Raw genomic sequence first — 11,462 nt, 5'->3', positions numbered from 1 at the left:
ATCCCCATCCCCATCCCCGTCGCCGTCGGCGACCACCACGTGCGGCAGCCCGCGCACGACGGCGACCGGCAACCCCGAGGCCTTGCCCTTGACCAGATCCCCGGCGGCGGCCAGCTCGTCGGCGGTCGCCACGACCGTCGCGGAGAGCGGGTTGCCGTACGCGTCCGTGCCGCCGCGCAGATCGTCGAGCACGCGCACGCCGGCGGCGCCGATCGCCACGTCAGTGAGCCCCGCGCGCCAGGGTCGCCCGAAGGTGTCGGTCACGACGACCCCGACGTTGACGCCCAGCGCGTCCCTGATCCCGTCCCGGACCGCCCGCGCGGAAGCGTCGGGGTCCTCGGGCAGCAACAGCACGGTCCCTGAAGGCGTGTTCGAGGCATCGACGCCGGCCGCGGCCATCACCAGGCCCTGCCGGTTCTCCACGATCCTCAGCGTTCCGCGCCGGGCGACCACCCGCACGGTCTCGGCGTCGATGGCGGCCTCCCGGTCAGCCGCCTCGACGACGCGCCCCTCGGCCTTGGACACGATCTTCGAGGTGACGAGTAGCACGTCCCCGTCGAGCAGCCCGGGCTCGGCGGCGACGATGAGCTTCGCCAGATCGTCCCCTGCCTGAACCTCGGGCAGCCCACCCACAGCCCAGACCCGATACCCGTCACCGCCACCGCCACCGATGGCACCCTCTTCAAGAAGCCCGCCGCTCAAGCGCCCCGCACCTCCTCCGCCAGCGCGAGCGCCTCGCGCGCCATCTGCGCCGACGCCTCCACGTCCGTCATCATCAGCGGCACGGCACGGCAGCGGATGCCCGCCGACTCCACCCGTTCCACCGCGCCCGCGTCGACCATGTCGACCAGCCAGCCGTCCAGCAGCCCCGAGCCGTAGTGCTCGGCGACCGCCGCCGCCGTGGCCTCCACGCCGACCGCCGCGAGCACCTTGTCGGCCATCCCGCGCACGGGCGCGTCCCCGACGATGGGAGAGAGGCCCACCACGGGCACCCCGGCCTCGGCGATCGCCTCGCGGATCCCGGGCACGGCCAGGATCGTGCCGACGGACACCACCGGGTTGGACGGCGGGAAGAGGATCACGTCGGCGTCGGCGATCGCCTCCAGGACACCGGGCGCCGGCTTCGCCTGCTCCGCGCCGACCGGCACGATCGCCTCGGCCGGCACGGAGGCCCGCAGCCGCACCCAGTACTCCTGGAAGTGGACGGCCTTGCGCTCCCCGTCCACCTCGACGGCGACATGGGTCTCCACGCGGTCGTCGGACATCGGGATGAGCCGCACCCCGGGCTTCCACCGGTCGCACAGCGCCTCGGTGACCGCGCTCAGCGGATAGCCCGCGCCGAGCATCTGGGTCCGCACGATGTGCGTGGCGAAGTCCCGGTCGCCGAGACCGAACCACTCCGGCCCGACGCCGTACGCGGCGAGCTCCTCCTTCACATGGAAGGTCTCGTCGGTCCGCCCCCAGCCCTGCTCCTCGTTGATGCCGCCGCCGAGGGTGTACATCACCGTGTCGAGGTCGGGGCAGACCTTCAGCCCGAACAGGTGAATGTCGTCCCCGGTGTTGCCGATGACGGTGATGTCCGCGTCCGGCACGGCCCGCTGAAGACCGCGCAGGAACCGGGCACCACCGATGCCGCCTGCCAGAACCACAATGCGCATGCGGACAAGTCTTGCAGGCGGGTACGACAACGCGTCGACCGCCCGCCGGGCCGCCCCGCGAAGCCCGCCCGCGAAACCCCGCTCCCGTCAGCCGTCCTCAGCAGTGGCCCCGTCAGCCATGGCCCCGTCTTCAGCCGATCACGGCCGCCGACGGCGCGCAGCGAGCCGCGTGCATCGGCATCTCCGTCAGGCCCGGGTAGTAGACGTGCAGACTGACCGCCGGTTCGAGGCTGTCGTTGGTCACCTCGTGCACGTACCCCGGAGCGAACACCCGCTGCGCACCCGCCTCCAACGCGCGCGTGCCGCGCTCCGTCCGCTCGGTGAGCCGGCCGTCCAGGACCGTCAGGACGCCCGACGAACCGCCGTGGTCGTGCAGCCCGCTGCCCTGCCCGGGGACCCAGGACAGCAGCCACACCTCGTAGCCGGGACCGGTGCGCAGCCGGTGGTACCAGCGCGAGGTCGCGTCGTACTGGACGAGGTGCTCCCACTGGGAGCGGTCGGCGGCGATGGTGCGGGCCAGGCCGACGAAGTCGGCGACGGTGGCCGGGTGCTCGCGCGGTGCCTGGAGGAGGTGCGGTACTTCGAGGATGTCGCCGGCGATCTGAAGGTCGCTGTCGCTGTTCATGGGGTGCGGAGGTCCTCGGCGGGAGAAGTGTGGGGGCTGGCTGGATGTCGCGTACCGTCCGCCCGGGTCGCGGGCGGGAAAGGCATCGCCCTGGTGTGGGCTTCTGGGAAACAGCAGCCGAGTCGCGGTGGACTCAAAGGCAGCCGGAGCGCGTTGGGCTCAACAGCCAAAACAGCAACAACAGCTACAGCGAGCGCGGGCAGCACCGAGGGACCGCGCGGGGCGGGTCGGGGTGAGTGCCGAGTTCGCGAGCATGCCCACAAGGACACCGGTTCACACCCGCACTGTCAACTCGACACCCGGTATGTGGGACAGGTTTCACCCCATCCGGTTCGTATCCCGGGTGAGAGGTTTGTCCGTCCACCTCTGAGGACACATGGCGCACAACCAGGCACACGGACCTCGCAACGAGATCGAACTTCTGGACGTCCTCACTCGTAAAGGCTCTGTGTGAGGGCGGTCGTCTCCCCGGGCCCCTGTCGGCCTGTCAAGGTTTATGCCGATTTGAACACTTTCCGCATGGCCTTGGTTCCGCAGAGTGAATAAGAGGCCCAATAGCAGATCTCGGCTTGACTCGCCCGGATCAGCGCACTTGTAATTTCACTCGTGTCGTTCGGCCGATAACGGGCAACGGCAACCTCACGGGGACGCGAAAGACGGACGAGGGGCGCACATGACCGAGACGGTGCAGCAACTGCTGGTCGACGACGCGGACGAGGAACTCGGCTGGCAGGAGCGCGCGCTGTGCGCCCAGACCGACCCCGAGTCCTTCTTTCCCGAGAAGGGCGGTTCGACCCGCGAGGCCAAGAAGGTCTGCCTCGCGTGCGAGGTCCGCTCCGAGTGTCTTGAGTACGCCCTCGCGAACGACGAACGCTTCGGCATCTGGGGCGGTCTGTCCGAGCGGGAACGCCGCCGGCTGAAGAAGGCCGCGATCTGAGGCGTACGGCACATGGCCGGGCCCCGCGCGGGTTCGGCACAACGCGGTACACGGCAACACGGCACATCGAACGGCCCGTCGCGGGTGGCGTTGTCCACAGGCGGCGGGCCGCCGTGCTGCCCAGCCGATAGTGTGGCTGTTCGTCCGAGACGCCCCGCCGCTCGCAGAGGGCACAGGCGTCCCCCACAGTCCACCGAACCGGGGCCCGTACCTCGATGTCCGCGCACAGCCACACGGCAGCCGACTACGGCACTGCCACCACGCCCGAGTTCCCGCGTCACGTGGTGACCGCGGTGCTCGTCTCCCACGACGGCGCCCGCTGGCTGCCCGAGGCGCTCGCCGGGCTGCTCGGGCAGGAACGCCCCGTGCAGAACGCCATGGGAGCCGACACCGGCAGCGCGGACGACTCCGCCCGGCTGGTCACCGAAGCCCTCGGCGCCGACCGCGTCCTCCACCTCGCCCGCCGCACCGGCTTCGGCCAGGCCGTCGAGGAGGCCAACCGCACCGCGCCCGTCCTCACCCCGGACGAGCTGACGTACCTGAAGCGCCCCAGCGGCTGGGACCCCGTCACCCGCAGCTGGCGCGACGACGCGTACGACATGCCTGAGCTGCCCCACGGGGAGCCGGTCCAGTGGCTCTGGCTGCTGCACGACGACTGCGCCCCCGACCCGGACGCCCTGGCCCAGATGCTGCGGGTCGTGGAACACGAGCACGAACTGGGCCGGGGCGACGACATCGCGATCGTCGGCCCCAAGCTGCGCGGCTGGTACGACCGCAGACAACTCCTCGAAGTCGGCGTGACGATCGCCAGCTCCGGCCGCCGCTGGACCGGCCTGGACCGCCGCGAACAGGACCAGGGCCAGCACGACCACGTCCGCCCGGTGCTGTCCGTGTCCACCGCGGGCATGCTCGTACGGCGTGACGTCTTCGACGAACTCGGCGGCTTCGACCGACGGCTGCCCCTGATGCGCGACGACGTCGACCTGTGCTGGCGCGCCACCGCCGCCGGCCACCGGGTCCTCGTCGCCCCCGAGGCGGTCGTACGGCACGCCGAGGCGTCCTCCCGCGAGCGCCGCACCGTCGACTGCGTGGGCCGCACCTCCGCGTCCCCGCACAAGGTCGACAAGGCCGGCGCCGTCTACACCCTGCTCGTCAACAGCCGTACGGCACAGTTGCCCTGGGTGCTGCTGCGCGTGATCCTCGGCACGCTCGTGCGCATGGTGGCGTATCTGGTCGGCAAGGCCCCCGGACAGGCCGTCGACGAGATCCGCGGCCTCCTGGGCACCCTGCTGCGGCCCGAGCGGATCATCGCCGGGCGCCGTCGGCGAGGCGCCGCCCGGATCGACAAGGGCGAGCTGCGCGCACTGTTCCCGCCGGCCGGCGCGACCGTGCGGGCCACCATCGAACAGGTCGCCGGCGACCTCGGCGGACGCTCCGACCCCGAAGTCACCTCGGGCGCCGGCCGCCATGGCAACGCCGTCGAGTCCGGGCCCGGCGGAGACGACGCCGAGTTCCTGGAGGTCGAGCAGTTCGTCCGGCTCAAGCGCATCGCCCGCAAGCCCGGCCCGGTGCTCTTCCTCGTCCTCCTGCTCGTCTCGCTCGTCGCCTGCCGTGAACTGCTCGGCGGCGGCGCCCTCGTGGGCGGCGCCCTGCTGCCCGCGCCGGCCGACTCCGCCGAACTCTGGGCGCGCTATCTGGACGCCTGGCATCCGGTGGGCGTGGGCGACACCTCGTCGGCGCCGCCCTATCTGGCGATCGTCGCGATGCTCGCCTCCACCCTGTTCGGCTCGGCGGGCCTCGCGGTCACCGTCCTCCTGGTCGCCTCGGTGCCACTGGCCGGCTTCACCGCGTACTTCGCGTCCCGTCCGCTCGTCGAATCGAGGCTCCTGCGCGCGTGGGCGGCGATCGTCTACGCCTTCCTGCCGGCCACCACCGGCGCCCTCGCGGGCGGCCGGATCGGCACCGCCGTACTCGCGGTCCTGCTCCCGCTGATGGCCCGCGCGGGCATGGCGGCGAGCGGGCTCACGCACGCGTCGGGAGCCCGTGGCAGTTGGCGCGCCACCTGGGCGTACACGCTACTGCTGACGGTCACCACCGCCTTCACCCCGATCGTGTGGCCCATCGCCCTGCTGCTCGGCCTCGCCCTCCTCGTCGTACGGCGGGGCGAGATCACCGCCTACGGGCCCCGCTTCCTGGCCCAGTTCGGCGTGCCCATCCTGATCCTGGCGCCATGGTCGCTGACTCTGTTCCCGTTCGGCTTCTTCCAGGAGGCCGGCCTGGAGTTCGGCTCCCGCTCCGCGGGCGCCCTCGACCTGCTCAACGCCAGCCCCGGCGGGCCCGGCACGGTCAGCGGGCTGATGCTCATCGGCGTCGTACTGGCCGCACTGGCCGCGCTGCTGCGCACGGAGCGTCAGTCCGGCATCTGGACCGCCTGGGCGGTCGCCCTGGTCGCGCTCGTCCTCGCGGTCCTCTCGAACAGTTCGGCGTGGGCAGGCCCCGCCACCCTCGTCTACGGCCTCGCCCTGCTGGCCGCCGCCGCGCTCGGCGCCGACGGGGCACGCTCGCGCGTGGCCGAGCAGAGCTTCGGCTGGCGTCAGCCGGTCGCCGCGCTGATCGCGTTCGCCGCCGCCGCCGGCCCGCTGCTCCTGGCCGCCGGCTGGATGATCCGCGGCGCCGACGGACCCCTGGAACGGCGCGACCCCGTCCAGGTGCCCGCGTTCGTCGCCGAGGAGAGCGGCACCCGCGACCAGGCCCGCACCCTGGTCCTGGCCAGCGACTCCACCGCCCGCGTCGGCTACACCCTCGTACGCGGCTCCGGCGCCCGCCTCGGCGACGGCGAACTCGCCGCCCGCAGCGGCGAGAACGAACTCCTCGACAAGGTCGTCGCCAACCTCGTCGCGGGCTCCGGCGCCGACCAGGCCGACGAACTCGGCGGCTTCGCCGTGCGCTACGTCCTCGTCCACCGGGGCGCGCCCCGCCAGATCGGCCGCGTCCTGGACGCCACGCCCGGCCTGAGCAGGCTCAGCCAGCGGGACGGCGGCGGCGCCCTGTGGCGCGTCGACCGGCAGATCTCGCGCGCCGCCATCGTCCCGGCGTCCGGCTCCGACTCCGGCTCAGGTTCCGGCGAGACGCTGCCCGTCGCCGCCGGACCCGTCGACATCCACACCACGATCCCGGCCGGTTCCGGCAGCCGCGTCCTGCGCCTCGCCGACTCCGCCGACGAGGCGTGGACGGCCACGCTGGACGGCAAGCCGCTCACCCCCACCAAGCTCGACGGCTGGGCCCAGGGCTTCGAGCTTCCCTCCTCCGGAGGGAAGCTGGACGTCACCTTCGACACCCCCATCGGCCACACCGCCTGGCTGTGGACCCAGGGCGCGCTCGCCCTCGTCCTCGTCGTCATGGCCCTGCCGGGCCGCCGCCGGGACGTCGACGACGACCTCCCCGAGGAGGAGCGCGCGATCCCCGCCCAGGCCACCACCGGCGAGGGCCGCCGCGCCCGCCGCCTGCGCGCCCAGGCGGAGGCCGAACAGACCGGCGAACAGGTCGATGAACAGGCCGAGTTCCCGTCGGCGACCCCTCCTCCTCCGGAGGAGGAACCGGCCGCGATCCCGCAACAGCAGCCGTACGGCGACGAATGGAACACCGCGGCCTACGCGGGCGCCCAGTACGACGGCTACAGCGCCGACCAGTACCAGAACGCGCAGCAGTACCAGCCGGGCACCTACGACCCCGCGTACCAGGGGGATCCGTACCAGAGCGGCCAGTACGACCCGTACGCGTACGGCGGTTCGCCGCAGGCCACGGCGTACGACCAGACGTACGACCAGGGTTACGACCCCGGGTACGACCCGGCGCAGCCACCACAGCCACACCCGCAGGGTGAGCGCCCCGACGGGAGCCAGCAGTGAACCGCACCACGATCTCCCTGATCGCCGGCACGACCGCGCTCGCCGCCGTCACCGGCTTCGCCTCCCTCAGCACACCGGACACGTCCGACGCGGGCACCGCCAAGACGGCCGCCCAGCTGCCCGTGGAGCGCACGAGCCTGCTCTGCCCGGCTCCCAGCACCTCCGACCTCGCGGAGACGGCGTACACGTCCTTCACGCCCGTCACAGAGGGCACCGGGAGCGACGGCAAGGCCGAGCTGGCCGCCGTCACCGCGGAGTCGGCGACCGGCGCCAAGGGCACGGAGAAGGAGAAAGCGAAGGGGAAGGGCAAGGAGAACGGCAAGGGCGGGGCGAAGACGGCCAAGCCCGTCCTCACTCCCAAGGAGCCCGGCAAGCCCGTCACCGGCGACACCTCGGGCGGCGACACGCCCGCGCTCGTCGGCACCGCCCAGGGGAAGCTCGCGCCGGGCTGGACCGTCCAGGAGACCACCGAGGTCGCCGCGGGCACCGGACGCGGCCTGCTGGGCGTCAACTGCACCGTCCCGGACACCGAGTTCTGGTTCCCGGGCGCCAGTACCGCCGCCGACCGCACGGACTACGTGCACCTGACCAACCCGGACGACTCCGCCGCGGTCGTCGACATCGAGCTGTACGGCAAGGACGGCAAGCTCAAGTCCGAGGTGGGCGAGGGCATCACGGTCCCGCCGCACGGCAGCGAGCCGATCCTGCTGTCCACGCTCACCGACGGACCGCAGGCCGATCTCACCGTGCACGTGAACGTGCGCAGCGGCCGGGTCGGCGCCGCCGTCCAGGCACTGGACGCCAAGACCGGCGGCGACTGGCTGACCGCGTCCCTGGAACCGGCGGACAGCCAGGTCCTGCCGGGCATCCCCAAGGACGCCATCGCCGTGCGCCTGATCGCCTTCACACCCAGCGACAGCGACGCCGACCTGAAGGTGCGCCTCGCCTCCCCGTCCGGTCTGATCACCCCGGTCGGCAACGAGACGCTACACATCAAGGCGGGCATGACGGCCGCCGTCGACCTCGGTGACCTCACACGCGGCGAGGCGGGCTCCCTGGTGCTCACCCCGACCGACGCCGCGGTGCCGTTCGTCGCCGCCCTGGAGGTCGTACGCGGCAAGGGCGCCAAGCAGGAGACCGCCTTCATCCCGGCCACGGGCCCGGTCTCCGCGCGCGCGACGGTCGTCGGCAACACCGCCAAGGGCACCACGCTCTCCCTGGCCGCGCCGGGCCGGGCCGCCCAGGTGAAGGTCACGGCGTCGGCGGGCAGCGAGGGCGGTACGCCGGCCTCGAAGACGTACACGATCAAGGGCGGCACCACCCAGGACGTCGAACTCCCCGTCCCGGCGGGCCTGAAGGGCACGTACGCGCTCACGGTCGAGCGGATCTCCGGGGGCGACGTCTACGCGTCCCGGACCCTCGCGGCCCCGGCGGACGGCGTCCCGGCGTTCACCGTCCAGACGATGCCGGACGACCGGGGGACGGTGGCGGTACCGGACGCGCAGCAGGACCTGTCGGTCCTGCAGAAGTGACGCCTGCGGAAGTGGCAGCCGCAGGAGTGACGGCCGCGGAACTGACGCCCGCGGAAGAGGCGGCCACAGAAGCGATGGCCACAGAAGCGATGGCCACAGAAGTGATGGCCGGTGTCAGTCCTCGCCGTACCGGGGGTCCACGGTCTCCGGGGTGAGGCCCAGCAGTTCGGCCACCTGCTCGACGACGACCTCGTGGACCAGGGCCGCGCGTTCGTCGCGGCCCTTGGTCCGGATCTCGACCGGGCGCCGATAGACCACCACGCGCGCGGGATGCCCCTCGCGGGCGGCGATCGTGCCCCCCAGGGGGACCGTTTCGTCCGCCCAGGCCTCGGGCGGCCCGTCCAGTCGCGGTACTTCGAGGACGAGGAAGTCGAAGTCCGCGAGCTGCGGCCACCGCCGCTCCAGCCGCTCCACGGAGTCCTGCACCAGATCCGCGAACACCTCGGCACGGCTCGCGGAGAGCGGAACCTGCGGGGGCGCCACGGGTCCGCGCATGCCACGACCGTGGCGGTCACGGCGGCGGGGCCCGGGTCCTGCGGCGCGGGGCGGTACGGGGTTGTCCATCACTGACGAAGAGTAGTCCCCGCGACCGCCGTACGGGCGCCGGGCACGCTGCGCGCGCGGGCATCGGCCGAGGCCGGCGGGCCCGTCGCCCACCTGTCGCGAGATGACCATTCCAGCCAACGTTGGGCTTGATTCAGTACTCTCCCGGATCACCGACGACCGTCGCTATGACGGCAATTGACATGATTTACACCAAGTGGTGATCGGATCAAGGACTGTTCGGTATCTCGTAACCTGTTGTCTCCCCAGGTCAACGAGGTGTCCGGGAAGACCCGTGTGGGGGGTTTCACACCACGACACGGGAGAGTGGCCAGGTGGGGAGTCGTCGCGGCCCGCTCAAGAGTGCGGTACCGTCCAACGTCGTGAGCCCTGTACGTCGCTGTTCGCGCACCGCTTGCGGCCGTCCCGCCGTCGCGACGCTGACGTACGTCTACGCCGACTCGACCGCGGTCCTCGGCCCGCTCGCCACCTACGCCGAACCCCACTGCTACGACCTGTGCGCCGAGCACTCCGAGCGCCTCACCGCGCCGCGCGGCTGGGAGGTCGTCCGGCTCCTGGACAGCTCCGCTCCCGCACGGCCCAGCGGGGACGATCTGGAAGCGCTCGCCAACGCGGTCCGCGAGGCCGCCCGCCCGCCGGGCCGGACCGCCGAGACAGGCGGAGCCCGCACGGCGGACCCGCGTGAGGTCGCACGGCGCGGACACCTGCGAGTCCTGCGCTCACCGGACAACTGAGCCCGGCCGACCCACTTACCGGGTCCCGCTCACGGTGGGGTGTCAGTGGGAGCGGATAGTTTGGGGGCACCGATGGCACTTTGGCGAAGGGTTGGCCGTGTCCGCAGATCTGTCGCAGCTCGTGAAGGCGTACGACGTACGTGGTGTGGTCCCGGACCAGTGGGACGAGCCTCTGGCGGAACTGTTCGGCGCCGCCTTCGTCCAGGTGACCGGGGCCGACGCGATCGTGGTCGGACATGACATGCGGCCCTCGTCGCCCGGCCTCTCGCGGGCCTTCGCGCGCGGGGCGGCGGCCCGGGGCGTCGACGTCACCGAGATCGGCCTGTGCTCCACGGACCAGCTCTACTACGCGTCGGGCGCGTTCGACCTGCCCGGCGCCATGTTCACCGCCTCGCACAACCCGGCCCAGTACAACGGCATCAAGATGTGCAGGGCGGGCGCCGCACCGGTCGGCCAGGACACGGGCCTGACCGAGATCCGCGAACTGGTCGAGTCCTGGCTGGACGAGGGGGCGCCGAAGCCGACACCCGTGACCCCTGGAACGATCACGCGGCGTGACACGTTGGACGGCTACGCGGCACACCTGCGCTCGCTCGTCGACCTGACCTCCATCCGCCCCCTGAAGGTCGTGGTCGACGCGGGCAACGGCATGGGCGGCCACACCGTCCCGACGGTCTTCGCGGGCCTGCCCCTCACCCTCGTCCCCATGTACTTCGAACTGGACGGCACCTTCCCGAACCACGAGGCCAACCCGCTCGACCCGGCCAACCTCGTGGACCTCCAGAAGCGCGCCCGCGAGGAGAACGCCGACCTCGGCATCGCCTTCGACGGCGACGCGGACCGCTGCTTCGTGGTCGACGAGAACGGCGACCCGGTCTCGCCTTCGGCGATCACCGCCCTGGTGGCCTCCCGGGAACTGGCCCGCAACGGCGGCTCCGGCACGGTCATCCACAACCTGATCACGTCCTGGTCGGTCCCCGAGGTCGTCCGCGAACAGGGCGGAACACCCGTACGCACGCGCGTGGGCCACTCCTTCATCAAGGCCGAGATGGCACGCACGGGCGCGATCTTCGGCGGCGAGCACTCCGCGCACTACTACTTCAAGGACTTCTGGAACGCGGACACGGGAATGCTGGCCGCCCTGCACGTCCTCGCCGCGCTCGGCGGCCAGGACGGCACCCTGTCGGCCCTGGTCGCCCAGTACGACCGTTACGCGGGCTCCGGCGAGATCAACTCCACGGTGAACGACCAGACAGCCCGCCTGGCCGCGATCAAGCAGGCCTACGAGGGCCAGGCCGGCATCGAACTCGACGAACTCGACGGACTGACGGTCACGTCAACGGACTGGTGGTTCAACGTCCGCCCCTCCAACACGGAACCCCTCCTCCGCCTGAACGCGGAGGCCCGTGACGAGAAAACGATGACGAAGGTACGGGACGAGGTCCTGACCATCATCAGAGCCTGACCCTTCCCTCCGGCCCAGGCACATCCAGCCCGTCCGGCG

Annotated in this window: 9 protein-coding genes; 5 read left to right on the top strand and 4 right to left on the bottom strand. The window is 72.0% G+C overall.

Features of this window, described 5'->3' with window-relative positions; all coding sequences use genetic code 11:
* The 3 genes from AOK08_RS30045 to AOK08_RS30035 all read right to left on the bottom strand — a co-directional run.
* The coding region (locus AOK08_RS30045) for a coenzyme F420-0:L-glutamate ligase (RefSeq protein WP_241827142.1) at positions 1-702 on the bottom strand (702 nt) is incomplete at its 3' end.
* Positions 699-1,658 carry a 2-phospho-L-lactate transferase gene (cofD, locus tag AOK08_RS30040; RefSeq protein WP_055531895.1) on the bottom strand — a complete coding sequence of 320 codons (960 nt, stop codon included), beginning with the start codon at positions 1,656-1,658 and terminating at the stop codon, positions 699-701. The genes AOK08_RS30045 and cofD, both read right to left, overlap by 4 nt.
* A 130-nt stretch (positions 1,659-1,788) precedes the next feature.
* The gene (locus tag AOK08_RS30035) at positions 1,789-2,283 is read right to left on the bottom strand and encodes a cysteine dioxygenase (protein WP_055531893.1); all 495 of its coding nucleotides are present in this window, start codon (positions 2,281-2,283) and stop codon (positions 1,789-1,791) included.
* Positions 2,284-2,956: 673 nt separating this feature from the next.
* On the opposite strand from AOK08_RS30035, the gene AOK08_RS30030 reads away from it, so the two are divergent.
* From AOK08_RS30030 to AOK08_RS30020, 3 genes are all read left to right on the top strand, one after another.
* Positions 2,957-3,220, top strand: coding sequence for a WhiB family transcriptional regulator (locus tag AOK08_RS30030; protein ID WP_055531891.1), 264 nt, complete (start codon positions 2,957-2,959; stop codon positions 3,218-3,220).
* Positions 3,221-3,435: 215 nt separating this feature from the next.
* Positions 3,436-7,128 carry a glycosyltransferase family 2 protein gene (locus AOK08_RS30025; protein ID WP_079054353.1) on the top strand — a complete coding sequence of 1,231 codons (3,693 nt, stop codon included), beginning with the start codon at positions 3,436-3,438 and terminating at the stop codon, positions 7,126-7,128.
* Entirely contained in the window at positions 7,125-8,660 is a 1,536-nt protein-coding gene (locus tag AOK08_RS30020) for a DUF5719 family protein (protein ID WP_055531890.1), read from the top strand. The genes AOK08_RS30025 and AOK08_RS30020 overlap by 4 nt, the downstream gene beginning before the upstream one ends.
* 114 nt (positions 8,661-8,774) lie before the next feature.
* On the opposite strand, the gene AOK08_RS30015 is transcribed toward AOK08_RS30020, so the two are convergent.
* On the bottom strand, positions 8,775-9,224 hold the full coding sequence (locus AOK08_RS30015; protein WP_079054352.1) for a metallopeptidase family protein: 450 nt from the start codon (positions 9,222-9,224) through the stop codon (positions 8,775-8,777).
* 314 nt (positions 9,225-9,538) lie between these two features.
* On the opposite strand from AOK08_RS30015, the gene AOK08_RS30010 reads away from it, so the two are divergent.
* The gene (locus AOK08_RS30010; RefSeq protein ID WP_055531886.1) at positions 9,539-9,958 is read left to right on the top strand and encodes a DUF3499 domain-containing protein; all 420 of its coding nucleotides are present in this window, start codon (positions 9,539-9,541) and stop codon (positions 9,956-9,958) included.
* Positions 9,959-10,055: 97 nt separating this feature from the next.
* Positions 10,056-11,423, top strand: coding sequence for a phosphomannomutase/phosphoglucomutase (locus AOK08_RS30005; RefSeq protein ID WP_055531884.1), 1,368 nt, complete (start codon positions 10,056-10,058; stop codon positions 11,421-11,423).
* The last annotated feature ends 39 nt before the right edge of the window (positions 11,424-11,462 follow it).

The sequence above is a fragment of the Streptomyces graminilatus genome, from assembly GCF_001418565.1.
Lineage (GTDB): Bacteria > Actinomycetota > Actinomycetes > Streptomycetales > Streptomycetaceae > Streptomyces > Streptomyces graminilatus.
Note: the sequence above shows the minus strand (reverse complement) of the source record. Positions and strands in the feature narration are given on the sequence as shown.